Origin of the sequence: Rehaibacterium terrae, assembly GCF_014202935.1 — a bacterium.
Lineage (GTDB): Bacteria > Pseudomonadota > Gammaproteobacteria > Xanthomonadales > Xanthomonadaceae > Rehaibacterium > Rehaibacterium terrae.
In genome coordinates this window covers 231645-256226 of sequence record NZ_JACHHX010000002.1, presented here as the reverse complement: position 1 = coordinate 256226, position 24582 = coordinate 231645, and the positions used below count along the sequence as shown (strand labels likewise).

The 24582-nt window shown below is 70.0% G+C and carries 25 protein-coding genes; 14 read left to right on the top strand and 11 right to left on the bottom strand.

Annotated features, from left to right (window positions below; all coding sequences use genetic code 11):
- Positions 1–414 precede the first annotated feature (414 nt).
- A complete protein-coding gene (locus HNQ58_RS02525) occupies positions 415–654 on the bottom strand; it encodes a heavy-metal-associated domain-containing protein (RefSeq protein ID WP_183947202.1) in 240 nt (79 codons plus the stop codon).
- Positions 655–981: 327 nt separating this feature from the next.
- Between HNQ58_RS02525 and HNQ58_RS02520 the strand changes: the two genes are divergently transcribed.
- Genes HNQ58_RS02520 through HNQ58_RS02510 form a run of 3 tightly spaced genes read left to right on the top strand, consistent with a single transcriptional unit; the run spans position 982 to position 4795 of the window.
- Complete coding sequence (locus HNQ58_RS02520; RefSeq protein WP_183947201.1) at positions 982–3414, top strand: heavy metal translocating P-type ATPase; 2433 nt, start codon at positions 982–984, stop codon at positions 3412–3414.
- 18 nt (positions 3415–3432) lie between these two features.
- The gene (gene cueR, locus HNQ58_RS02515; protein ID WP_183947200.1) at positions 3433–3879 is read left to right on the top strand and encodes a Cu(I)-responsive transcriptional regulator; all 447 of its coding nucleotides are present in this window, start codon (positions 3433–3435) and stop codon (positions 3877–3879) included.
- Positions 3872–4795, top strand: coding sequence for an alpha/beta fold hydrolase (locus tag HNQ58_RS02510; protein ID WP_183947199.1), 924 nt, complete (start codon positions 3872–3874; stop codon positions 4793–4795). Before cueR ends, HNQ58_RS02510 begins: the two co-directional genes overlap by 8 nt.
- On the opposite strand, the gene HNQ58_RS02505 is transcribed toward HNQ58_RS02510, so the two are convergent.
- Together HNQ58_RS02505 and HNQ58_RS02500 are read right to left on the bottom strand one after the other, a co-directional pair.
- Positions 4796–7027, bottom strand: coding sequence for a DUF5916 domain-containing protein (locus HNQ58_RS02505; RefSeq protein ID WP_183947198.1), 2232 nt, complete (start codon positions 7025–7027; stop codon positions 4796–4798).
- A 157-nt stretch (positions 7028–7184) separates the two neighbouring features.
- Entirely contained in the window at positions 7185–7655 is a 471-nt protein-coding gene (locus HNQ58_RS02500) for an SET domain-containing protein (RefSeq protein WP_183947197.1), read from the bottom strand.
- Positions 7656–7807: 152 nt separating this feature from the next.
- On the opposite strand from HNQ58_RS02500, the gene HNQ58_RS02495 reads away from it, so the two are divergent.
- The 8 genes from HNQ58_RS02495 (at position 7808) to HNQ58_RS02460 (ending at position 14537) form a co-directional block, all read left to right on the top strand.
- A complete protein-coding gene (locus HNQ58_RS02495; RefSeq protein ID WP_183947196.1) occupies positions 7808–8269 on the top strand; it encodes an SUF system Fe-S cluster assembly regulator in 462 nt (153 codons plus the stop codon).
- A 22-nt stretch (positions 8270–8291) separates the two neighbouring features.
- Positions 8292–9746, top strand: coding sequence for a Fe-S cluster assembly protein SufB (gene sufB / locus HNQ58_RS02490; RefSeq protein ID WP_183947195.1), 1455 nt, complete (start codon positions 8292–8294; stop codon positions 9744–9746).
- Positions 9747–9895: 149 nt separating this feature from the next.
- A complete protein-coding gene (sufC, locus tag HNQ58_RS02485) occupies positions 9896–10660 on the top strand; it encodes a Fe-S cluster assembly ATPase SufC (protein WP_183947194.1) in 765 nt (254 codons plus the stop codon).
- 1 nt (position 10661) lies between these two features.
- Positions 10662–11960 carry a Fe-S cluster assembly protein SufD gene (gene sufD, locus HNQ58_RS02480; protein ID WP_183947193.1) on the top strand — a complete coding sequence of 433 codons (1299 nt, stop codon included), beginning with the start codon at positions 10662–10664 and terminating at the stop codon, positions 11958–11960.
- Positions 11960–12307: a cupin domain-containing protein gene (locus tag HNQ58_RS02475; RefSeq protein ID WP_183947192.1), complete on the top strand. Its 348-nt coding sequence runs from the start codon at positions 11960–11962 to the stop codon at positions 12305–12307. The genes sufD and HNQ58_RS02475 overlap by 1 nt, the downstream gene beginning before the upstream one ends.
- Positions 12304–13557: a cysteine desulfurase gene (locus tag HNQ58_RS02470; protein ID WP_183947191.1), complete on the top strand. Its 1254-nt coding sequence runs from the start codon at positions 12304–12306 to the stop codon at positions 13555–13557. The genes HNQ58_RS02475 and HNQ58_RS02470 overlap by 4 nt, the downstream gene beginning before the upstream one ends.
- A gap of 105 nt (positions 13558–13662) precedes the next feature.
- The gene (locus HNQ58_RS02465; protein WP_183947190.1) at positions 13663–14193 is read left to right on the top strand and encodes a GNAT family N-acetyltransferase; all 531 of its coding nucleotides are present in this window, start codon (positions 13663–13665) and stop codon (positions 14191–14193) included.
- Between the two features lie 20 nt (positions 14194–14213).
- The gene (locus HNQ58_RS02460; protein ID WP_183947189.1) at positions 14214–14537 is read left to right on the top strand and encodes a non-heme iron oxygenase ferredoxin subunit; all 324 of its coding nucleotides are present in this window, start codon (positions 14214–14216) and stop codon (positions 14535–14537) included.
- A gap of 63 nt (positions 14538–14600) precedes the next feature.
- On the opposite strand, the gene HNQ58_RS02455 is transcribed toward HNQ58_RS02460, so the two are convergent.
- From HNQ58_RS02455 to HNQ58_RS02425, 7 genes are all read right to left on the bottom strand, one after another.
- Positions 14601–15434, bottom strand: a complete 834-nt coding sequence (locus tag HNQ58_RS02455) for a hypothetical protein (protein WP_183947188.1) — start codon at positions 15432–15434, stop codon at positions 14601–14603.
- 271 nt (positions 15435–15705) lie between these two features.
- A complete protein-coding gene (locus HNQ58_RS02450) occupies positions 15706–16719 on the bottom strand; it encodes a class I SAM-dependent methyltransferase (protein WP_183947187.1) in 1014 nt (337 codons plus the stop codon).
- Between the two features lie 40 nt (positions 16720–16759).
- A complete protein-coding gene (locus HNQ58_RS02445) occupies positions 16760–17383 on the bottom strand; it encodes a putative 2OG-Fe(II) oxygenase (protein WP_183947186.1) in 624 nt (207 codons plus the stop codon).
- Between the two features lie 173 nt (positions 17384–17556).
- Positions 17557–17811, bottom strand: coding sequence for a hypothetical protein (locus tag HNQ58_RS02440; protein ID WP_183947185.1), 255 nt, complete (start codon positions 17809–17811; stop codon positions 17557–17559).
- A gap of 125 nt (positions 17812–17936) precedes the next feature.
- Positions 17937–18524, bottom strand: coding sequence for a HutD/Ves family protein (locus HNQ58_RS02435; protein WP_183947184.1), 588 nt, complete (start codon positions 18522–18524; stop codon positions 17937–17939).
- Between the two features lie 3 nt (positions 18525–18527).
- Complete coding sequence (locus HNQ58_RS02430) at positions 18528–18920, bottom strand: SET domain-containing protein (RefSeq protein ID WP_343057143.1); 393 nt, start codon at positions 18918–18920, stop codon at positions 18528–18530.
- A 177-nt stretch (positions 18921–19097) separates the two neighbouring features.
- Complete coding sequence (locus HNQ58_RS02425) at positions 19098–19394, bottom strand: ComEA family DNA-binding protein (protein WP_183947182.1); 297 nt, start codon at positions 19392–19394, stop codon at positions 19098–19100.
- A gap of 206 nt (positions 19395–19600) precedes the next feature.
- Here HNQ58_RS02425 and HNQ58_RS02420 point away from each other — a divergent pair, with 206 nt between their 5' ends.
- Entirely contained in the window at positions 19601–21097 is a 1497-nt protein-coding gene (locus tag HNQ58_RS02420) for a M20 family metallopeptidase (protein WP_183947181.1), read from the top strand.
- Positions 21098–21130: 33 nt separating this feature from the next.
- Here the strand turns inward: HNQ58_RS02420 and HNQ58_RS02415 are convergent, their stop codons facing one another.
- On the bottom strand, positions 21131–22546 hold the full coding sequence (locus HNQ58_RS02415; RefSeq protein WP_183947180.1) for a mannose-1-phosphate guanylyltransferase/mannose-6-phosphate isomerase: 1416 nt from the start codon (positions 22544–22546) through the stop codon (positions 21131–21133).
- A gap of 80 nt (positions 22547–22626) precedes the next feature.
- On the opposite strand from HNQ58_RS02415, the gene HNQ58_RS02410 reads away from it, so the two are divergent.
- The gene (locus HNQ58_RS02410; protein ID WP_183947179.1) at positions 22627–23631 is read left to right on the top strand and encodes an aminoglycoside phosphotransferase family protein; all 1005 of its coding nucleotides are present in this window, start codon (positions 22627–22629) and stop codon (positions 23629–23631) included.
- Between the two features lie 46 nt (positions 23632–23677).
- Positions 23678–24385: an N-acetylmuramate alpha-1-phosphate uridylyltransferase MurU gene (gene murU, locus HNQ58_RS02405; protein WP_183947178.1), complete on the top strand. Its 708-nt coding sequence runs from the start codon at positions 23678–23680 to the stop codon at positions 24383–24385.
- Positions 24386–24582: the final 197 nt, after the last annotated feature.

Below are 24582 nucleotides of genomic sequence, written 5' to 3'. Positions count from 1 at the left end.
AAAACTCTCAGGAATTGGCAACGACGGTGTGATTTTCCGGGGATTCGCGCAGTCGTCCAAGGGGGGCCAAGCCAAGCCCGCTGCGGAGTTCGTGCATTTTGCAGGGCCGACTACACCGCCTTCGCGCTGGCGGTCGTGCTCAGCTGGTGGGCGGTGCCGCCGCGGCGGCGCTGAACGTCGCCGCCAGCCGGCAACGGCGAAGGCCCCGAACAGCGCCACGCCGCCGAGCTCGCGCCACACGGCCACGCCCTCGACCCGGAGCAGGACGAGCACGAGGTACAGCGATGCGGCTATGCCCGATCCACCCGCCAGCAGCGGCGGCCGTCGGCGCGGTGGGCGCGCAGGCGCAGGTGAAGGGCCATGGCCAGCACGGCGCCGGCCCTGACCCACGTCATCGTGTACGGACTCACCGGGTCAGCCGCAGTGACCGCGACACGCGGGCGCTGCATCCGTCCCGTCGGCGCGGCCGTCGACCCGGTAGCCCGCCGCCTCGATGGCGGCAATGGCCCTGGCGGGATCGAATCCGCCGACGGCCTCGACCGTGCCGGCGGCAAGGTCCACCGTCACGACTGCGTCCGGGTCGAGGGCGCGCAGTGCGCCGTGGATCGCCTGGACGCAATGGGTGCAGGTCATGCCCTGGACCTGGAATTTCATGAATGCCTCCTGTGCGGGTGGAACGGCGCGCGGCCGTCGGTTGCACAGGTTCACGTTTGCCATGGCTGGAAGGTCAAGCGGGCTTCCCGCCCGAGCCTCCCACCGTCGCGAGTCCGACCCTGCCCCTCCGACAACACCGACGCCACCGCCATGCATCGTCTGCCGCTCCTGCCCGCCCTCGGCCTGCTCGCCCGCCTGGGCCTGGCCCTGTTCGTGGCCTGCTACCTGATCGCCTGCAGCCGCCGCACCACCGCGGCCTGATCCGGCGCTTCACCTTCCCATCATGGGAAGGCCCATGCTGGCCTCGTCGCCGCAACGGGCCCACCCATGGACACCGCCCATCCCCCCTCCGAGCCGACCGCCGCGCCGCTGCGTTTCAGCATCCGGGGCCTGACCTGCGCCTCCTGCGTCACGCGGGTGGAGAAAGCCCTCGAGGCCATCCCCGGCGTCGTCGCCGCCAGCGTCAACCTCGCCACCGAAAGCGCCGAGGTGCGCACCGGAGCCGGCGCGCCACCGCTGGATTTCGCCGCCCTGTCGGAAGCCGTCGCCAGGGCCGGCTATGCGCTCGTCACTGATGTCAGTGAGCTCGCCATCGAAGGCATGACCTGCGCGGGCTGCGTGGCGCGGGTCGAGAGGGCGCTGCGTGCCGTGCCCGGCGTGACCACGGCCAGCGTCAACCTTGTTACCGGGCGCGCCCGGGTCGAGCACGTCGCCGGGCTGGATCGCGCGGCGCTCGTGGCCGCGGTTGCGAAAGCCGGCTACGCGGCCCATCCGGTCGTCGACGCGACGGCGGGCGCACCCGCACCGACCGGCACGCCCGCCGGCCAGCGCGAGCGTCGCCATCTGCTGCTGGCTGCCCTGCTGTCCGCCCCGCTGCTGCTGCCGATGCTGGCGCTGCCGTTCGGCGTGCACTGGATGCTGCCGGGCTGGCTGCAGTGGCTGCTGGCGACACCGGTGCAATTCTGGCTGGGCGCGCGCTTCTACCGCGCCGGCTGGAAAGCGCTGCGCGCGCACAGCGGCAACATGGACCTGCTGGTCGCGCTCGGCACCTCGGCCGGCTACGGGCTGAGCGTGTGGAACCTGCTGTTCGCCGAAGCGCACCACGGCGCACCGCACCTGTACTTCGAGGCCTCGGCGGTGATCATCACCCTGGTGCTGCTCGGCAAGTGGCTGGAGGCGCGCGCCAAGCGCCAGACCACCGAGGCGATCCGCGCGCTGCAGGCGCTGCGGCCGTCCACCGCGCGCGTGCTGCGCGACGGCGGCGAAGTCGAGGTGCCGGTCGAGTCGGTGCGGGTGGGCGACCACGTCGCCATTCGCCCCGGCGAGCGCATCCCGGTCGACGGCGAGATCCTCGAGGGCCGCACCCATGCCGACGAGTCGCTGGTCACGGGTGAAAGCCGGCCGGTGGCGCGCGGCCCGGGCGAGCGCGTCACTGGCGGCACGGTCAATGGCGAAGGCCGGATCGTGGTGCGCACGCTGGCGGTCGGCGCCGAAACCACGCTGGCGCGGATCATCCGTCTGGTCGAGGACGCGCAGGCGAAGAAGCCGCCGATCCAGCGCGTGGTGGACCGGGTGAGCGCGGTCTTCGTGCCGGCCGTGGTCGCCATCGCCGCCCTGACCGTGCTCGGCTGGGGCCTGACCACCGGCGACTGGAGCGCCGCCATCCTCAACGCCGTCGCCGTACTGGTGATCGCCTGTCCGTGCGCGCTCGGTCTGGCGACGCCCACCGCGATCATGGCCGGCACCGGCGTGGCCGCCCGCGCCGGCATCCTGATCAAGGACGCCGAGGTGCTGGAGACCGCGCACGCCGTGCGCATCGTCGCCTTCGACAAGACCGGCACCCTGACCGAAGGCAAACCGGCGCTGCGCGAGCTGGTCGCCATCGATGGCGACGCCGACGCGCTGCTGGCATTGGCTGCCGCGCTGCAACAGGGCAGCGAGCATGCGCTGGCACGCGCCGTCACCGACGCGGCCAAGGCGCGCGCATTGCACGTCGCCGTCGCCGGCGATGTCCAGGCGCTCGCCGGCCGTGGCCTCACCGGCCGCGTCGACGGCCGTGCGCTGCTGCTCGGCAGCCGCCGGCTGATGGAGGAATCCGGCATCGCGCTCGACGCACTCGCCGCGCGCGCCGACGCGCTCGCCGCCAGCGGCCACACCGTCTCCTGGCTGGCCGAAACCGGTGCCGCGCCGCGCCTGCTCGGCCTGCTGGCCTTCGCCGACCCACTCCGCCCCGGGTCGGCGGCTGCAATCGCCAACCTGCGCCGGCTTGGGCTGCGCACGGTGATGCTGACCGGCGACAACCGTGGTGCGACCGAGGCGGTCGCGCAGGCCCTCGGCATCGACGAGGTCCGCGCCGAGGTGCTGCCGGCCGACAAGGCCGACACGGTACGCGCACTGCGCGGCGACGGCCGGGTGGCGATGGTCGGCGACGGCATCAACGACGCCCCGGCGCTGGCAGCCGCCGATGTCGGCATCGCCATGGGCTCGGGCACCGATGTGGCGATGCAGGCCGCAGGCATCACCCTGATGCGCCCCGATCCGCGGCTGGTGGCCGACGCCATCGACGTGTCGCGACGCACCTACCGCAAGATCCGCCAGAACCTGTTCTGGGCCTTTGTCTACAATCTTGTCGGCATTCCGCTCGCCGCCGCCGGCCTGCTCAGTCCGGTGATCGCCGGCACGGCGATGGCCTTCTCCAGCGTCAGCGTGGTCGGCAACACCCTGCTGCTGCGTCGCTGGCGCACATCGGTGCCGGACTGATCGACGGGAGGATCCCCGATGTCCCGATATTCGCCCCGTCCCGAACTCGCCGACGCCAAGCAGCAAGGCCTGCACAACATCGGCGAAGCGGCTGCCCTCACCGGCGTCAGCGCCAAGATGATCCGCCACTACGAGGCGATCGGCCTGATGCCGGCGGCCGGCCGCACCCTGGCCGGCTACCGCCTCTACGGCGAGCGCGAACTGCACCGGCTGCGCTTCATCAAGCGTGCCCGCAGCCTGGGCTTCTCGATCAAGCAGATCGAAGCACTGCTCGGCCTGTGGGACGACCCGCAGCGCGCCAGCGCCGAGGTCAAGGCGCTGACGAAGCAGCACGTGGCCGAACTGGAAGCGCGCATCGCCGAGCTGGAAGCGATGAAGCGCGCGCTGCAGAGCCTCGCCCGTCACTGCCACGGCGACCATCGCCCGGACTGCCCGATCCTCGACGATCTCGCCGGCGGTGCCTGACGATATCCTCGTGGTGGCGGCCATGGCCGCCACCACAGGCCACACCAAGAGCGACATGGACATCCGGCTGTCCGATCCAGAACCACACGCACTCGAGCTCGGCCCCGCCCGGGCCAGCGCCTGGCTGCACCGCGCCGCCGATCCCGAGGCGCCGGCGCTGCTGATCGTGCCGGCGCTGGGCACGCCGGCCGGCGCCTATCGCCGGCTTGCCGAGGCTCTGGCGGCGCACGGCCTCAACGCGCTGCGAGTGGAGTTGCGCGGCAACGGCGAAAGCCCGGTGCGCGCGCGGCGCGGCATAGACTGGGGGTATCTCGACCTGGTAGACGACGAGCTGCGCGCGCTGTACGCGCTGGCGCGCGCCGAGTTGCCCGACGCGCCGCCAGTGCTCCTCGGCCATTCGCTCGGCGGCCACCTCGCGCTGCTGCACCAGGCCCGCCATCCCGACCAGCCGACCATCGGCGTCGCCCTGGTCGCCAGCGGCTCGCCCTGGCATCGCCAGTTCGGCGCGCTGTCACCGCTGCTGCGCGCCTTCGGCGTGCTCACCCGCGCGATGGCGGAGCGGCTGGGCGCGTTCCGCGGCGACTGGCTGGGCTTCGGCGGCGCGCAGGGTGCCTCGCTGATGCGCGAATGGGCGCACTTCCTCGCGACGGGTCGACTGCCGCCGCTGGGCGCGGAAGGCTGGGACCCGCACCCGGCGTTGGCACGGTTGCAGCGACCGGTCTTCGCCATCAGCATGCGTCGCGACCACTACGCCCCGCCGGCCGCCACCGAGCACCTGGCCTCGCTCACTGCCGGCCCGCTGGAGCTGCGCCGGCTGGAATCGGTGGGCGGCGGCCGCCCACCCGGCCACTTCCTGTGGCTGCGCCATCCCGAGCCGGTGGCGCGACTGCTGGCAGAACGCTTCGCGGCCGGTTGATCAGATCGTGAAACGGTAGCTGAGCTTGACCAGGAACTGTTCCTCGTCGCGCAACGAGAACGCCTCGCCCAGCAAGCGGCCGACAGACTGGCCGTCGTCGTCGAGAACGAAGCCGCCGCGTGCATACACCACGTACAGGTCCGACAGCGGCGCCAGCTCGTAGCGGTAGCGCACCTGGAAGCCGAGATTGCGGACAGCGAAGTCGGGGATCGGCTCGTTCACCCGCACGGGCGTGCCATCGGCGTCCACGCGCCAGGCCTGGCGCAGGCGGGCATCGATGGCGATGGTTTCCAGCTTCACCCGCAGCTCCTGCCGGTCGCCGACCTGCCACTGCAGATTGCCGGCGAGGTTGGCCGAGTCGGCGCGGAAGCTGCCCAGCCGGTTGCCGCCGCGCCACAGCAGCCAGTCGGGCTGGTGGTGCAGCTGCAGGCCAACGGCCAGGCTCAGGTCGTCGCGCAGGTGAAGGGTCGGCTGCACGAACACGCGCAGTCCCATCCCCTTTGCGCCCTCCAGCCCTTCGGCATTGCCGCGCAGGTTGCCGTACCAGGACCAGTGGCCACGCCGTGGCGCCGAACGCTCGTGGAAGAACCACAGCTTTTCCGGCACACGCACCACGCCGTTGCCGCGCAGGATCAGGTCGTCCTTGCCCGCGCTCCAGCCGGCGATGTCGATGAACTCGCTGCCGCCGTCGCGGCGCTGGCTGATGCGGTTGATCGCGAAGGCGTCGGCGATGTGCATGCCGTGATCGTTGCGCCGCTGCGACAGCGCCCCGCGCCATTCGTGCGAGGCGAAGCGCGACCCGGCCGGCAGGTCGGTGCGGCGCCGCGCCACCTCGTAGCGCAGGTAGTTGAAATCGTTGCGGTCGAGGTAACCGATGTCGTTGAGCTGCAGATCGTCGCCCAGGTGCAGGAAATAGAGCTGGTGGCGCCAGCCGTTGCCGAAGTCCTGGTCGGCGCGCACCTGGAAGCCGCTGCCCTCGCTGCGCGCGCCGGCCTGACGCACGCTCGACGCCACCGCCTGCGAGCGCACGATGACGCTGCCGTTCGGGGTCCACCGGTGATCGACCGAGTACACCGTGGCCTGGCGGTCGAGGAAGGGCCGGTCGACGTGGGTCACCATGCCGCCCAGACCCTGCGCCGCGAAATCGCGGGTCGCGCGCAGGGCGTAGAACTCGCGCCCGGCCGCGTCGCCCTCGCTGGCGGCAAGCAGGCCGTAGCGGGTGTCGCCGAGGCTGCCGTTGAGCTTGACCGCCGCGCGCACGTCGCCGGCGCCGCGGCCGTCGTCGGCCGGCCCGCCGATGCGGCGGGTGTAGAGCAGGCGGCTGTTGCTGACGCCGAACGGCACCTCGAACAGGCCCTGGTTCTCGGTGAAGAACGGCCGCTTGTCGCCGAAGAAGCTCTCCACCGCACTGAAGTTGACCACCAGGCTGTCGCTCTCGACCTGGCCGAAGTCCGGGTTCAGCGTGGCGGCGAGCTGGAACTGCCCGTTGACCTTCCAGAACAGGTCGGCACCCGCACTGCGGCCGGTATCGCCGCGTACGCGGTCGTGGGTCGCCGAGACGTAGGGCGTGACCGCCAGCAGCGCCTGGTGGTGATCCGGCACCTCGATGCGGACGAAATCCGACAGGAAGCGCGGCTGGTTGAAGCTGACCCCCGGCCAGGCGACGCGCTCGCCGGTGCTGCCGACCACGCGGTCCAGGTACAGGCCGAGGCTGCGACGGCCGTCCTGCGCCCGCCCCTGCGGCGCGATGTGCCAGGGGATCAGGAACTCGGCGCTCCAGCCGTCCTCGTCCTCGGCGACCGCGTAGCGCCAGTCGCCGTCCCAGTCCTTGTTGAAGTTGCGCTCGCTGGTGATCACCGCGTCGGCGATGCCGCCGGTGATCGTCACCATGAAGTTGTAACCGGTCCGCCCGTCGCCCTCGAAGTCCACCATGAGGTTGACCCGATCGACCTGCGCGTCCTGGTCGCGGCGGGTGCGCTGGCGGGTGCGCGGCACCTCGACCGGCTGGGCGTTGCGGAACGCCACCGCCAGGCCTTTCGGCGTCGCCAGCACCCAGGCTTCGGTCGCCAGCGTCGCCGGCGCGCCGGTCAGCGGCTGCACCTGCACGAACTCGCGGATATGCCGCGCGCCGGCCCACTCCTCGGGATCGAGGCGACCGTCGATCTCGATGGACTGCACGGTCGGCGCGGTACTGGCGAGGACAAGCGCAAGCGCGGAAAGGAACGGCCGCATGTCGGCTCCGGGAGGCTGGAGCGGGCGACCTTAGCGGCCCGGAGCCGCGCGGCCGCGGGCCTAAAGTCACGCTTGGGGTGACCCGTGTCGGAGTTGCGGCAGTACGTTGCCCGGGCGCGATGGATGCGCCGGACGGCGGCGGGGGTTCGGCAGCCCGTCAACGCCGCTTGGGCTGCAGCATGGTCCCGGTACAGCCGGGCGCGCCGCACCGGCAGGCCCAGAGCTTCTTCAACCGCGGCGTGTGCCGCTCGGCCAGGACGATGCCGTAGTTGTAGGTCAGCTCCTCGCCGGCGCGGATATCGCGGATGGTCTCGATGAACACGCGGTCGCGGCGGCGGTCGCTGCCGGGATGCTCGACCAGCACCGCCTCGCAGTTGGGCGTGCAGCCGTGGTTGATCCAGCGCGCCACATTGCCGTCGTTGTTGGCGTCGATCACGTACTCGTCGTTGAGCGTGAACAGGAAGGTGTGGCCGGTCTCGGCCTGGTCGCCATAAAGCTCGTCGGCTTCGGCGTGGGTGCGCAGGCGGCCCTTGTACTCGATCAGACGGGTACCGGCGGGCAGGTCGACGGCGGCGAACACGCCATTGCCGTGGATGGGTGAGCGGCGGGCGACGATCTTGCGGGGCATCGGCATTCCGGGTGCGTGGACAAACGCATATTGTTGCGCGGATCGCCTCATCGGGACGACAGGACGCAAGACGCACCCCGTCCCGCCGGCGCGTTTGAGCGGCGCGGACCGAAAGCGTACAATTTCAGTACGAATTCAGCCCGACCCGCCCGATGCTCCGCGTCACCAAGCTCACCGATTACGCGACGGTCGTGATGACCGTCCTCGCCAGCGACCCCGGCCGCGTCCACAGCGCGGCCGAGCTGGCCGAGCGCGCGCACCTGGAATTGCCCACCGTCAGCAAGCTGCTCAAGCCGCTGACCCATGCCGGGCTGGTGGAGAGCTTCCGCGGCGCCAATGGCGGCTATCGGCTGGCGCGCGCGGCGCAGGACATCTCGCTGGCCGACATCGTCGAGGCGATGGAAGGCCCGATCGGCATGACCGAATGCAGCGTCCACGAAGGCCAGTGCGGCCTCGAGGACAACTGCGGCATCCGCGCCAACTGGCGACGCATCAGCGACGTGGTGGCCGAGGCGCTGCGCGCGGTGTCGCTGGCGCAGATGCTGCTGCCGCCGCCCCAGCCCGGCCGGAGCGACCGCGCCAAATCCATCCCCCTGCGGCTCGCCGCAGGCTGAGCCCCATCCGTAGGCAGCCCCCATGGCCACCGAAAATCCCATCCTCGAAAACCGCGAGATCCACGAGCAGCTCGGGCGCCGCTACGCCGCCGGTTTCGTCACCGACATCGAGACCGACCGCCTGCCGCCCGGCCTGAACGAGGACGTGATCCGCTTCATCTCGGCGAAGAAGGACGAGCCGGAGTGGATGACGCAGTGGCGGCTGAAGGCCTACCGCCACTGGCTGACCATGCCGATGCCGCAGTGGGCCAAGCTGAAGATCGCGCCGATCGACTTCCAGGCGATCAGCTACTGGGCCGCGCCCAAGGCCAAGTACAAGTCGCTGGACGAGGTGCCGCAGGAGCTGCTCGACACCTACGACAGGCTGGGCGTGCCGCTGCACGAGCGGGCGCGCCTGGCCGGTGTGGCCGTCGACGCGGTGTTTGACTCGGTCAGCGTCGGCACCACCTTCCAGAAGGAGCTGAAGGAGGCCGGTGTGATCTTCTGCTCGATCAGCGAGGCGATCCGCGAGCATCCCGAGCTGGTGCAGAAATATCTCGGCTCGGTGGTGCCGCCACAGGACAACTTCTTTGCCGCGCTCAACTCGGCAGTGTTCTCCGACGGCAGCTTCGTGTTCGTGCCCAAGGGCGTGCGCTGCCCGATGGAGCTGTCCACCTACTTCCGCATCAACGCCCGCGACACCGGCCAGTTCGAGCGCACGCTGATCATCTGCGAGGACAGGGCCTACGTCTCCTACCTGGAGGGCTGCACCGCGCCGATGCGCGACGAGAACCAGCTGCACGCGGCGGTGGTCGAGCTGGTCGCGCTGGAAGACGCCGAGATCAAGTACTCGACGGTGCAGAACTGGTACCCCGGCGACGAGGAAGGCCGCGGCGGCATCTACAACTTCGTCACCAAGCGCGGCGAGTGCCGCGGCGCGCGCAGCAAGATTTCCTGGACCCAGGTCGAGACCGGCTCGGCGATCACCTGGAAGTACCCGAGCTGCGTCCTCAAGGGCGACGACTCGGTCGGCGAGTTCTACTCGGTGGCGCTCACCCACCACCGCCAGCAGGCCGACACCGGCACCAAGATGATCCACCTCGGCCGCAACACCAAGTCGAAGATCATCTCCAAGGGCATCAGCGCCGGTCGCGGCCAGAACACCTATCGCGGCCTGGTGAAGGTCGAGCGCAGCGCCGAGAACGCACGCAACCACACCCAGTGCGACAGCCTGCTGATCGGAAAGACCTGCGGAGCGCACACCTTCCCCTACATCGAGGTCAAGCATCCGACCGCGACCGTCGAGCACGAGGCCACCACTTCGAAGATCTCCGACGATCAGCTCTTCTACTGCCTGGCCCGCGGCATCGGCGAGGAGGACGCGGTGTCGATGATCGTCGACGGCTTCTGCAAGCAGGTGTTCCGCGAGCTGCCGATGGAGTTCGCGGTGGAGGCCAAGAAGTTGCTGGAAGTCAGCCTGGAAGGCTCGGTGGGCTGAGCACCCGTCGCCCGCGCTGGAACCAAGAATCGAGAAACGAGAAACGAGGAGTGAGAAACGAGGGGAAGCCCCTGCCCGGCCGCGCGTTGCCCTCCCCCGTTTCTCACTTCTCTTCACTGTTTTCCACTTCGCATCAACCCGGACACCCCATGCTCAAGATCGACAACCTCCACGTCCGCGTCGGCGACAAGGACATCCTCAAGGGCCTCACGCTGGAGGTCCGGCCGGGCGAAGTCCACGCCATCATGGGCCCCAACGGCGCCGGCAAGTCCACGCTCGGCTACGTGCTGGCCGGGCGCGAGGGCTATGAGGTCACCGCCGGCTCGATCCGCTACGAAGGCCGCGACCTGCTCGCGCTGGCGCCGGAGGCGCGCGCCGCCGAAGGCCTGTTCCTGGCCTTCCAGTACCCGGTCGAGATCCCGGGCGTGAACAACACCTACTTCCTGCGCGCCGCGCTCAACGCCCAGCGCAAATACCGCGGCGAGCCCGAGCTGGACTCGATGCAGTTCCTCAAGCTGGTGCGCGAGAAGCTCTCGGTGCTGCACATCAAGGACGAACTGCTGCACCGCGCCGTCAACGAAGGCTTCTCGGGCGGCGAGAAGAAGCGCAACGAGATCTTCCAGCTCGCCGTGCTGGAGCCCAAGCTCGCCATCCTCGACGAGACCGACTCGGGGCTCGACATCGACGCGCTCAAGCTGGTCGCCGAGGGCGTCAACCTGATGCGCGACCCCAAACGCGCCTTCCTGGTGATCACCCACTACCAGCGCCTGCTCGACTACATCAAGCCGGACGTGGTGCACGTGCTGGCCGACGGCCGCATCGTCGAGAGCGGCGGCCCGGCGCTGGCGCAGGAACTGGAGCAGCACGGCTACGCCTGGGTGAAGGAGCGCATCGCGCCGGAGGCCTCGGCCTGAGATGGACACGCCCCTGCTCGCATCGCTGAAGTCCGGCTTCGACGCGCTGCCGCCGACACTGGCCGAGGCCGCCGCGCTGGGCGAGTCGCGCCGCGCAGCGCTGGCCGCCGCGCTCGCCGACGGCCTGCCCGGCGCACGCGCCGAGCGCTGGAAATACACCTCGCTGCGCGCCTTCCAGCGTCGCCGTTTCGCACTGGCACTGCAGGCGCCGGCGGTCGATCCGGCCGCCGTCGCCGACATCCCGGCACCACGCATGGTGTTCGTCAACGGCGCCTTCGATGCGGCGCTGTCACGGCTCGACGGACTGCCCGACGGCCTGTCGCTGCGCCCGCTGTCGAGTGCGCTGCTTTCGGGCGACGGGCGCGAGGTGAATTTCCTCGCCCGCCGCTTCGATGGCGCCGACGAAGCCTTCGCCCGGCTCAATGCCGCGCTCGCCACCGATGGGGTGCTGCTGCGCGCCGAACCCGGCGTGCGCTGCGATGCGCCGATCCATCTGGTCTTTCTCGGCGCGAAGACCGACGCCGACCAGGCCTGGCACCTGCGCCACCTGATCGAGCTGCGCGAAGGCGCCGCGCTGCGTGTGATCGAGCACCACCGCGCGCTCGACGGCCACGCCCATCTCGGCAACACGCTCGCCCACGTCCACCTCAAGCCCGGCGCATCGCTGCTGCACGCCAGGGTGCAGGACGAGGCCGACGGCGCCAGCCTGTTCACCCGCACCGATGCCGCGCTCGCCGCCGGCAGCACCTACCGCCGTCTCGATCTGGAACTCGGCGCGGCGCTGTCGCGCCACGAGCTCAACGCCGCCCTGCAGGGCGAGGGCGCGACGCTGCGCTCCGGCGGCGTGCTGCTGGCCGCCGGCAAGCGCCACATGGACACCCGGCTGGGCATCGACCACATCGCCAGGGACACCGCCTGCGACCTGCTCTGGCGCGGCCTGGGTGCCGGCCGCGGCCGTGCCGTCTTCCACGGCGGCATCCTGATCCGCGCGGGCGCCGACGGCACCAGCGCCGAGCTGTCGAACAAGAACCTGCTGCTGTCCGACGAGGCCGAGATCGACACCCAGCCGGTGCTGGAGATCCACGCCGACGAGGTCAAGGCCGCGCACGGCGCCACCGTCGGCCGGCTCGACCCGAGCGCACTGTTCTACCTGCGCAGCCGCGGCCTGCCCGAGGGTGCGGCACGCCGGCTGCTCACCGCCGCGTTCTGTCGTCAGACGCTGAGCGTGCTCGGCGACGACGCGCTGGCCGACCCCCTGGTCGCCGCGCTAGACGCCCGGCTGGCCGTGCTGGAGGAATGATGGACAAGACCAGCATCGCCACCGCCCGCCACTACACCTGGGGACAGGCCTGCGACGGCTGGCACCTGCTGGAGGGCGAAGACCTGTCGGTAATCGAGGAGCGCGTGCCGCCCGGCGCCGCGGAAGCGCGCCATCGCCATGCGCGTGCGCGGCAGTTCTTCTATGTCCTGGCCGGCGAGGCCACGCTGGAGCTCGACGGCACCGTGCATCGCCTCGCCCCCGGCGAAGGCCTGCACGTGCCGCCCGGCGCCGCCCACCAGCTCCGCAACGAGGCGCACGAGGATCTGCGCTTCATCGTGGTCTCGTCGCCGCGCAGCCACGGCGACCGCATCGAGGTGCCGGCATGAGCGCCATCCGTCCGACGCCCGTGGCCGCGACCGGCGGGATCGATTGGGCCCGCGTCCGCGCGGATTTCCCGCTGCTCGCGCGCGAGATCCACGGCAAGCCGCTGGTCTATCTCGACTCGGCCAACACCGGGCAGAAGCCCGAGGCCGTGATCGCCGCGGTGGACGAGTTCTACCGCCGCCACAACGCCAACGTCTCGCGCGCCGTGCACACGCTGGGCGAAGAGGCCACCACCGCCTACGAGGCCAGCCGCGACAAGCTGGCACGGCACCTCAACGTGCGCCGCGACGAGCTGGTGTTCACCTCCGGCACCACGCTGGCGATCAACCTGGTCGCCTACAGCTACGCCCTGCCGCGCCTGAAGCCCGGCGACGCCATCCTGCTCACCCGCATGGAGCACCACGCCAACATCGTGCCGTGGCAGCTGGTGGCCGAGCGCACCGGCGCGAGGATCAAGGTCGCCGAGATCACGCCCGAAGGCGAACTCGACCTCGACGCGATGCATGCCGCGATGACGCCGGAGGTGAAGATTCTCGGCGTCACCCATGTCTCCAACGTGCTCGGCACGGTCAACCCGGTGCGCGAGATCTGTCGCGAGGCGCGCCGGCGCGGCATCGTCAGCGTCGTCGACGGCTCGCAGGCCGTGCCGCACCGTGCGGTCGACATCACCGCCATCGGCTGTGATTTCTATGCCTTCACCGGCCACAAGATGTGCGGCCCGACCGGCACCGGCGCGCTGTGGGCGCGACGCGAACACCTGGAGACGATGCCACCCTTCCTCGGCGGCGGCGAGATGATCAGGGAGGTGCGCTTCGACGGCACCGTGTTCAACGACCCGCCGCACAAGTTCGAGGCCGGCACGCCCAACATCGCCGGCTTCATCGGCCTGGGCGCGGCGGTCGATTATCTCGCCACGCTGGGCATGGCCAACGTCGATGCCCGCGAGCAGGAACTGCTCGCCCACGCCACCGAGGCGATGGCGAAGATCGACGGCCTGCGCATCATCGGCACCGCGAAGGAGAAGGCCGCGGTGATCTCCTTCCTGCTGGAGGGCGCCCACGCCCACGACCTCGCCACCCTGCTCGACCTGGAAGGCGTGGCGGTACGCTCCGGCCACCACTGCGCCCACCCGCTGATGCAGTTCTACGGTGTGCCTGCCACCTGCCGCGCCTCGCTGGCGTTCTACAACACCCACGAGGAGATCGAACGCTTCGTGGCGGCGCTGGGCAAGGTGCGGAGATTGTTGGTGTAAGAGCGGGGACCGGAGAAGAGCATCAGACCCTCGTCGTCCCGGCTTGCACCGGGATGACGGCTCCATGAAGCTCTTGCCAAGCATGAATCCCGAACCTTGAGCCCCATGCCGCCACTCGATTTCCGCGCCGCGACCGAGGCCGACATCCCGGCGCTGGTCGAACTGGTCACCTCCGCCTACCGCGGCGACGTGAGCCGGCAAGGCTGGACCACCGAGGCCGACCTGCTCGACGGCCAGCGCATCGACCCCGAGGTGCTGCGCCAGGACATCCTGCGCCCGCACAGCCGCGTGCTGATCGCCGAGCGCGACGGCCGGATGCTGGCCTGCGCCCACATCGCCGTCGATGGCGATGCCGGCTATTTCGGCATGTTCTCGGTCCATCCCGCCCTGCAGGGCGGCGGTATCGGCAAGGCGGTGCTGGCCGAAGCCGAGCGCATCGTCCGCGACGAGTGGCGCTGCCCGGCGATGCGGATGACGGTGATCGACTTGCGCGACGAACTGATCGCCTGGTACGAGCGCCGCGGCTACCGCCGCACCGGCATCAAGAAACCCTTCCCCTACGGCGACGAACGCTACGGCATCCCAAAGCGCCCGGACCTGCGCTTCGAGGTGCTGGAAAAACCGCTTCTGCCCTGAGCCCTGGAGCCGACAAGCCGATGTCCGACTGGATCTACGTCTGCGCCACCTCCGAGCTGCTGCCCGGCGAGATGACCGTCGTCTGGGCCGACGACCTGCCGATCCTGGTGGTCAACTACGACGGCGACTATTACGCGTTGGAGGACCGCTGCAGCCACGAGGATTACGAACTGTCCTCGGGCGTCTACGACCCGGAGGGCGCCACCGTGGAGTGCGTGCTGCACGGGGCGAAGTTCGACGTGCGCGACGGCCGGCCGCTGTGTCCGCCGGCCTACGAACCGGTGCGCAAGTTCCCGGTGAAGGTGGAAAACGGCGCGGTCTGGACCCGCGACGACCGCGGATGACCCGACCCATGCCGGCGGACACCGCCCGGCACGCTGGACGGTGTCCGCCCGGCGGCGAGCGGATCAGTGGCAGCGACCGATCACCTCGGTGACGCAGCCGTTCTGGTTGCAACGGATCCGCGTGCGCGAAGACGTCGCCTGGCAGGTGACCGGAATTCCCCAGGCGCGCGCCATGCGGGCCAGATCTTCCAGCGTCGTCTCGCTCAACTCGACCCGCTCATAACCGCCGGTCAGGGCTTCCCGCGACATGGGCAGCGGGTCGCCATGGCGATCCGAGGCAGAACCCGGAATCACCCGCAGCCCCATGACTCTCAACGTGTCTGTGGAAACATCGATGCCCGGACTGATTTCAATCCTGACCGTGCCGCCGTCCGCAAACCGCAGAGTCGCCCTCATCTTGCCATCCGAGGTCGGTATCACTCTCGACAGCAGGGCAGCCACCGCCATCGTGAAGTCGCGCGGCAAAGCAAACAGACCCTGCACTTTCCCTTCGACGAACTGGAAGGCGCGACCGTGATAGTGGCTGTTGGACAGGTAGTCCGTCAGCGAGGGAATCACGGCCTCCGGCACGTCGTGGACCGACGAGGAAAAGTCGTCGGCGGCCTTCCAGACCGAGCGGGCAAAATCCAAGACATCGGCCTCGCTTTCGACCTCGACGGCCTGCGCCAGCGAGAAGCCGGGTTCACTCTCGATCGTGACTTCGTACCTGCTCACCGTGCGGTTCGCATTGTCGACGACGTAGACTTGGCTGACTCCACTCCACGGCGGCGCTGCGGTGAGCGCGGCAGACTGCCTTTCGTGGGCACTGCAGGAGTTGCACGTCGTCACGTGGTGATCCGACGCTTCGGCGTATGCGGCCACCAGCGTGCAGGCAAGTACGAATCCCGTCAGTTTCATGCGGCTCCCTCCTTGTTGCTTGTCAAGTACTCGCGCAAGTTTATCCCCCCCCCCCCGCCCGGCCGTCAAGCGCTCGCCCGGCACAGATCCGGGCGAACCAGACCGGCGCAGCAGGCCGATCAACGGCTACGACGCAGCCGCCGCCGCTTGTGCGACGAGAAGTTCGACGCACCTCACGTACAACTGGCCGGGCCGCATCGCCTGCGTATCCAGAGCGGCGTGTTCCAGTACAAACCGGACGAACGAACACTGCCGGGGCAGGCCGGCCCGCTCAGTCTCCTGCCCGCTGTGCCCGCAGGGTCCAGCCGATCAGCATCGGACCGTGATGCAGCAGGTTGCATTCGATGACGCGGAATCCGTTGGCGGCGAAACGCTCACGCAACTGCGCCAGACCGTCTTCGTCCAAGGCGTGGGCACACAGCTCGCGGCTGCGAAAGGCTGCATCCTGCAGTGCCTGCTGGTAATCGCGATGCGCCTGCCGGGCCTGCTCCAGTGACGCCGCGCCTGCGGCCAGCGCACGGGTCCAGTCGACAAGGAAAGCACGCGTGTCGAGCAGGACATCCGGATACGGGCTTTGTGCGATCTGCACCTGCAGGTCGCGCATCGCGTCATTGAAGCGGTGCCGGGCGCGGGTGGCCTGCGGATCGGCCGACAGCTGCGCGCTGCGGCCCTGCGCGACCAGGGCAAGATACGGGTAGATGTCCCAAGCCACGGCAAGCAGCCCACCCGGAGACAGCAACAGGTCCACCAGCCTGACCTCCTCACCGGCCACCCGGGCCAGCTGCGAGCTGGCGTGGTGCGCGAGCACGGCCACCCGCCCGTCGGTACGGACGACGCGACCGAGCTCGGCCACCGACCTTTCCAGCTGCGTGTATTCGAGCCCGAACTGACTGACGGCCAAGGAGTAATGATGGTCGGGGAACGGCAGCGATTCGGCGCTGGTCCGGCCATGAAAGCGGACCGAGCTCCGGCAGGCAGGCGGTGCGGAAGCCAACCAGGCCGGCGCCACCTCCGCCAGATCCACGGCATCGACCGAGGGCATGGCATCGCCGCGCAGCCGGCACAGCAGCGCCGGCAACGGGCCGTTGCCTGTACCGATGTCGATGACCCGGTCCTGCGCCGTCAGCAGGGCGAATGTCTCCTCCCAGAAGGCGCGCACCGGGCCGTCGAGATCGTCGCTCAGGGAGCCGGCCAGCGAATGCAGCGAGCCAGTCCGCCAATAGGCGGTCCAGGCGGACTGGCGCAGTCCGGCGGGTGCGGTGGGTGGAATGTCGGACTCGGCCAAGGGCAGTGCTCCGGCCGGCACGAGCCGCCGGCCTGGGTGATCATGGGCTGGAGAAGGGCGAGCGCTGTGCCGCCACCCCCTCCATCCGGAACCTGGCGTTGAAGGCGACGGTGATGCGCAGGCCATCCTGGCGCGGCTCGAACGGCGTGACCTCGTGCAGCAACCAGGAGGGGAAGAGGACCAGCTGCCCAGGCACCAGCCGGATCGACAGGTTGCCCATGCTGAAGGGGGGCTTCATCCGGTGCATGGCCATATCGATGAACATGGTGTTCATCGCGTACGGGTTGATGAAAGTCAGCTTGCCGCTGTCGCTGGCCGGATCATCGCCCTCCTGACAGACGCAGTACACCCCCGACCAGGAATGCAACGGGTGGTTGTGCACTCCGAAATAGCCACCACGCCGGGTGATATGGAACCAGGACTCGTGGGCGATGTGCAGACGACGCAAGGTCTCGAGGTCGTACTGGTTGAGCTCCCCGATCATCCGGTAGAGGCTGGCCCAGCAGAAGTCCCGGAGCCGGGCGACGGCCGGCTGCGGCCAGTCGAACAACGTGAAGTTGCTCTCGAACAGGGCCTCATTGCGGTGGGTGTACGGCTCGGGATTGGCGAAGCGGCTGCCCTCGGCCTCGCAGGCGAGAAACAGGCTGCGGAGTTCTGCATTCAAGTCCTCGGGGGACTCCATCCGGGCGAACGCAAGAGGCGTGGAGAAGGCGGAGCTGATTTCCACCCGACTACCTTCCGGTTCAGTTACGTGGGATCCGGCATTCTGCCCGCAGCCGCCGGGGAAGGGAACGACTTGGCGGATGATGGCCGCAGCCAGCCGCCCCACGCCGCCGCTCAGGCAACCGCATCCAGCACGGGCGGCACGCTGGCCCAGCCGCCGAAGCGCGCCGTCTGCCGCCAGCCGTGCATGGTCTGGGTGCGTACTGCGGTCGGCCGGCCATACTGCTCCCACTCGCTCTGCGCCAGCTCGGCGGCGAAGGCTTCGGCGGCCTCGCGGGTCGGGAGCGTGTGCAGGTGCTTCATCTCGCGGCCGACGCACCAGCCCCGGCCGGGGCGCAAATCCTTGCTGACGTAGTAGTAGCTGCGCATCTCGGGACTCCTCGAAAAGCCTGCCGCTCCATCGCCATGATCGCGGCGTGCGCGGTGGCGCGGCATCGGCGGGACACCCCGGATCACGTAAGAAATTTCCTCGACCGGACACGACCGACCGGTCATCACCGTCGGCGCAGCCGGATCACCAGCAGTTCTCCGCCCCCGGACAGGATGACCCGCGCCGGCTCGCCCGCGGCCGGCGCGCTCAGCACGGCGGTGTCGCCAGCCTCCAGCGTGGCCGCCTCGGGACGATCCTGGAAGTGCGCGCGCCCGGCCAGCACATGCACCGCCCAGCTCACGCCCGCCTCGGCGAAGAACACCATCGGCCCGACCAGTGGGCGCCGCATCAGCTCGGCCTGGATCCGCCCGCGCCGCCACATCAGGTTGAAATCCCGGGTCGGCCCGGCCAGCAGCCGGCAATGCAGCGCGCGCTCACCGGCGAAGGCCACGTGGCCGTAGGGCGGATGCAGCTCGACCCGCTCGCCGTCGGCGAACTGCAAGCGCATCCCCTCGCCGCCGAGCAGCACCAGGATGCGGTCCACACCATCGAAAGTGGAGAAGTCGCAGTCGCGGTCGATCTCGGCGATCGACAGACGCCAGTCCCAGTCCTCCGCGCCGACCGGTGAGCGCACGATCTCGCGCGTCCAGCCCAGGCCGTTCTTCCAGCGCTCGCGACGGTACTCGTTGGCGGGGATGGCGTGGATATGCATGCCTTACCCCTGCGCCAGCAGCGCGCCGAGCGCGGCCGTGGAGCGCGCCAGCGACTCGCGCCAGCCGAAGCCGACGATGGCCTCGCCGCTGCGGGCATCGCGGAACGTCTCGACCTGGCCGTCGCCAAGCAGGTGCCGGTAATCCACCGTCAGCTCCTCGCCGGCGGCGAGATCGTGCGCGGCGAAGATGAAGCCCAGGTGCCACAGCCCGGTCGGCGCGAAACTGTGGTTGACGCAGCACTCGTCCGGCCAGTCCAGGGTGACCGTGTAGCGGTCCTCGAACCAGCGCACGCTGGCAGCCTGCGCCGCCTCGGGATCGGGCTGGGCCAGCACTTCGTCCCAGCGGTAGACCCGCGGAATCGCATCCGGCGCCACCAGCACCCGGCCGCCCCTCACGGGCTCATCGAGGAATAGCCCCCGCCCCGCGCCGGGGATGCGGGAAGCGGCGACACGGTAGGACACGAGGATCATGGCGAGACGGCCCGCTGGAGTGCGCACAGTGTATGCCTGCCGCGTGCGCCAACGAGCAAACCCCGGGCTCCGGGGAGCCCGGGGTACGGGGAGCGTGCGCAATCAGCGGGTGGCCGGGCTGGCCTCGGCGCCACCCACCACGATGCGGTCGCGGTTCTTCTCGACCAGCTTCAGACCGATGCCCTTGACCTGGGCGAGCTGGTCGGCGCTCTTGAAGGGCCCGTTCTCCTTGCGATAAGCGACGATCGCCTCGGCCTTGGCCTGGCCGACACCGTTGAGCGCGGCGGCCAGCGCGGCGGCATCGGCGCGGTTGATGTCGACCTTGTCGGCGGCGAAGGCCGAAGCGGCCAGCATCAGGGACAGGACCAGCGACTTCAGCACCAGGGCGAGCTTGTTCATGGCGTTTCTCCTTGTCGATGACGGGATGGTTGGACTGCATCCGTCGCGGTGTCGCACCGCATCCGGTGGGCACAGTCTCCCGATCCGCCGCGTCGCGCCCCATCGCCGTTCGGCGCAAGCCGCTGTCGGCGCCGCGCCGTGCCCGGAGTAAGCGTTTTCCTACCCTCGGCGATAGAATCGGCAACCCGTTCCGTACGAGGCTAGCCATGGACACCGCCCGCATCGACCGCTTCGTCGCCGCCAAGTGGGACGACGAGATCGTGCCGCAGCTGGTCGACTACATCCGCATTCCCAACAAGTCGCCGATGTTCGACGCCGACTGGGTGGCGCACGGCTACATGGAGGACGCGGTCAAGCTGATGGAAGCCTGGGCCAAGGCCCAGCCCATCGCCGGCATGCGCGTCGAGGTGGTGCGCCTGGCAGGCCGCACGCCGCTGATCTACATCGACATCCCGGCCTTCGGCGCGCCGGAAGGCCACGACGACTGCGTGCTGCTCTACGGCCACCTCGACAAGCAGCCGGAGATGACCGGCTGGGCCGATGACCTCGGCCCGTGGAAGCCGGTGATCAAGGGCGACAAGCTCTACGGCCGCGGCGGTGCCGACGATGGCTATGCCATTTTCGGCTCGCTGACGGCGATCCTGTCGCTGCAGCAGGAAGGCATCGCGCACAGCCGCTGCGTGGTGCTGATCGAGGCCTGCGAGGAGTCGGGCAGCTACGATCTGCCGTACTACGTGGACCATCTGGCCGACCGCATCGGCAAGCCCTCGCTGGTGGTCTGCCTGGATTCGGGCTGCGGCAACTACGAGCAGCTGTGGTGCACCACCTCGCTGCGCGGTCTTTGCGGCGGCAATCTCAAGGTGACCGTGCTGGAGGAGGGCGTGCACTCGGGCGATGCCTCCGGCGTGGTGCCGTCCTCGTTCCGCGTCCTGCGCCAGCTGCTGTCGCGGCTGGAGGACGAGATCAGCGGCCGCATCCACGTCGAGGATCTGCACGTGGAGATCCCCGCCGAGCGCATCGCGCAGGCGAAGCAGGCCGCTGCCGTGCTGGGCGACGCGGTGTGGAGCAAATTCCCGTTCCTGCCCGGCATGCGGCCGATGCACGACGAACTGCACGAGCTGGTGCTCAACCGCACCTGGCGCCCGGCACTGTCGGTGACCGGCGCCGACGGCCTGCCGCCGCTGGCGGATGCCGGCAACGTGCTGCGCCCGTTCACCGCGGTCAAGCTCAGCCTGCGCCTGCCGCCCACGCTGGACGGCGACACCGCCGGCAGGCTGGTGCAGAAGCTGCTGACCGAGAACCCGCCCTACGGCGCCAGGGTCGAGTTCGCGCTGGAGAAGTCCTCCACGGGCTGGAACGCGCCGGCGATGTCGCCCTGGCTGACCGAGGCCATCGACGCGGCCTCCCACGCCTTCTTCGGCAAGCCGGCGGTGTACATGGGCGAAGGCGGCTCGATCCCGTTCATGGGCATGCTAGGCGCCAAATTCCCAGGCGCGCAGTTCATGATCACCGGCGTGCTCGGCCCGCATTCCAACGCGCACGGCCCGAACGAGTTCCTGCACATTCCGACCGGCAAGCGCGTCACCGCCGCGGTGGCGCGGGTCATCGCCGAACACCACCAGGCCAGCCTCAAGGGCCTGACCCAGGGCGTCGGCGTCGATACCCACGGGCACGCCAAGTTCGGCGACCACGGTTGCTGCTGAGGGCTGGGATTCGGGACCGGGGCCCCGAAAAAGCTAGCCCCGCCCGTACACGTCCTCGAAGCGCACGATGTCGTCCTCGCCCAGATAGCTGCCGGACTGCACCTCGATCAGCTCCAGCGGCACCTGGCCGGGGTTCTCCAGCCGGTGCTTGACGCCGAGCGGGATGTAGGTGCTCTGGTTCTCGCCGAGCAGGAAGACTTCCTCGCCACGGGTGACCCGGGCGGTGCCGCTGACCACGATCCAGTGCTCGGCGCGGTGGTGGTGCATCTGCAGGCTCAACGCTGCGCCCGGTTTCACGGTGATGCGCTTGACCTGGAAGCGCGGGCCGACGTCGATGCCGTCGTAACTGCCCCACGGCCGGTACACCTTGCGGTGCCAGGTGGCCTGCGGGCGGTTGCCGGCCTTGAGCGCGGCGACGATCTCCTTGACCTCCTGCACGCGCTCCCTGTGCGCCACCAGGACGGCATCGGCGGTATCGACCACGACCACGTCCTCCAGCCCGAGCAGCGCCACCAGCCGGTGGTCGCCCCAGGCCAGCGTGTTGCGACAGCCACGCGCCAGCACGTCGCCGTGGTGGGCGTTGCCGTCGCCGTCCTGCTCGGCCACCTCCCACAGCGCCGACCACGAGCCGACGTCGTTCCAGCCCACATCCACCGGCAGCACGGCGGCAGCGTCGGTCTTCTCCATCACCGCGTAGTCGATGGAGTCGGCCGGACAGGCGGCGAACCGCTCCTTCGGCAGGCGCACGAACTCACTGTCGCGGCGCGCGGCGGCCAGCGCGGCGCGGCAGGCGTCCAGCATCGCCGGCTGGTGCCTGCCCAGCTCCTCCAGGTAGCGCGAGGCGCGGAACAGGAACATGCCGCTGTTCCAGAAATATTCGCCGGAGGCCAGGTACTGGCTGGCGGTGGCGAGGTCGGGTTTCTCGACGAAGCGCGCCACCGCACGCACACCCTCGCCGGCCTCGGCCGCCTCCCCGGCCCGAATGTAACCGTAACCGGTCTCCGGCCCGGTCGGAACGATGCCGAAGGTCACCAGCCGGCCCACGCGCGCGGCCGGCAGCGCCTTCTGCACCGCGGCGCGGAAAGCGGCCGGGTCGCGCACGACGTGATCGGAAGGCAGCACCAGCAGCAGCGGATCGGCGCCGTCGGCGCTCGCCTCCAGCGCGGCGATGGCGATCGCCGGCGCGGTGTTGCGGCCGACCGGCTCGAGCACGATGGCGCGCGGCGTGCAGCCGGCCTGGCGCAACTGCTCGGCGACCATGAAGCGGTGCTCCTCGTTGGCGATCACCAGCGGTGCCGGCGCCAGCGCCGCCACCCGAAGCCAGGTGTCCTGCAGCATCGAGCGCTCGCCGGCCAGCGGCAGGAACTGCTTGGGATAGGCCTCCCGCGACAGCGGCCACAGGCGGGTGCCGGAACCGCCGGACAGGATGACGGGCAGAAGCTCGGACATGCGGATCGATTCCCTGTGCCTCGCGGCGCGGATGCGGGAAGTTTACAGTGTGCGGCCACCGCCTCCGCCGCCCGTGACCGATGACGAACGACCGCGCCCCCCGCCGCCTGGCCTGGACCCGCGCCGTGCTGGACGACCCCGCCGCGACGCTCGAGCCTGCCTCGGCCGACGCCAGCTTCCGCAGCTACTGGCGCGCGCACTCCGGCGGGAAGCACTGGATCGTGATGGACGCGCCGCCGGACAAGGAGGACATCGGCCCCTGGCTCGACATCGCCGCCCGCCTGCGCGCCGCCGGCCTGAACGCGCCCAAGGTGCATGCGGTGGACCGCCAGCACGGGTTCGTCCTGATGACCGACCTCGGCCACCGCCTGTACCTGCCCGAGCTGTCGGAGGCCACGGTCGATGCGCTCTACGGCGATGCGCTGGATGCCATGCTGAGAATGCAGGCGGGCGTCGACTGCACCGGCCTGCCGCCCTACGACGATGCGCGGCTGGTGGCGGAGATGGAGCTGATGCCGACCTGGTTCCTGCAGCGCCACCTCGGCTTCACTCCCGGGTGCGAGCAGTGGGACGTGATCGAGTCGGCCTTCCGCGCACTGGTGAACAACGCACTCGAACAGCCGCAGGCCTTCGTCCACCGCGACTACCACTCGCGCAACCTGCTGATCGTCGCAGGCGACAACCCCGGCATCGTCGACTTCCAGGACGCCGTGCGCGGGCCGGTCACCTACGACCTGGTCTCGCTGCTGCGCGACTGCTACATCGCCTGGCCGGACGCCCGCGTCTACGGCTGGGTCGAGCGACACCGCCGGCGGCTCGCGCATGCGGGGCTCGTGCAGGCCGACGGCGCCCGCTTCCGCCGCTGGTTCGACCTGATGGGCCTGCAGCGGCACCTCAAGGTGCTCGGCATCTTCTGCCGGCTGTGGTATCGCGACGGCAAGGCCGGCTACCTCGCCGACCTGCCGCGGGTCTGGCGCTACACCCGCGAGGTCGGCAGCCAGTACGACGACACCCGCCCGCTGATCGCGCTGATCGAGCGCGCCATCGCCGGCCGCGACCTGACACGGCCCGTGGAGGCGGCATGAGCGCTGCTCGCAGGCGCCGCGCTTCGATTCTCGTCTCCCGCCGCCCATGCGCGCGCTGATCCTCGCCGCCGGCAAGGGCGAGCGGATGCGTCCGCTCACCGAGGCCACGCCCAAGCCGCTGCTGTCCGTCGGCGGCAAGCCGCTGATCGTCTGGCATCTGGAAAAACTGGCCGCGCTCGGCGTGCGCGAGGTCGTGATCAACACCGCCTGGCTGGCCGATGCCTTCCCCGCCGTGCTCGGCGACGGCGCGCGCTGGGGGCTGCGCCTGCACTATTCGCACGAGGGCGCCGAGCCGCTGGAGACCGGCGGCGGCATGCTGCATGCCCTGCCGTTGCTGGGTGAAGCGCCCTTCCTCGCCGTCAACGGCGACATCTGGTGCGATTTCGATTTCGCGCGCCTGCCACGCGAACCGGCAGGGCTGGCTCATCTGGTGCTGGTCGAGAATCCGGCGCATCACCCGGGCGGCGATTTCGTGCTCACCGGGGATGGCCGCCTGAGCGACGACGGCGATACGCGACTGACCTTCGCCGGCATCGGGATCTACCGGCCGCGACTCTTCGAGGGCTGGCGCGCCGTGGTCGGCGACGCGCCCGGGGCGGCGCAGACCCCGCCACGCTTCCGGCTCGCGCCGCTGTTGCGCGCGGCGATGGCGCGCGGACTGATCACCGGCGAGCATCATCGCGGCCACTGGACCGACGTCGGCACGCCGGCGCGTCTGGCCGAACTCGACACCCGCCTGCGCGGCACATGGTAGGAGCAACGCCGGCCGCGACCCACGGATCCGGCGAGAACAAAGCATTCAGCCACGGAGCTCCGCGGATGAGCGCGGATAAGGCTTTGGTCCGGCGCCATCCGCGTTCATCCTCATCCGCGTGAATCCGTGGCCAAAGGCTGTCGCTTTCCGGGCAGCCGGTCGCGGCTTCCGCCGTCAGCCTTCGGCGGACGACCACG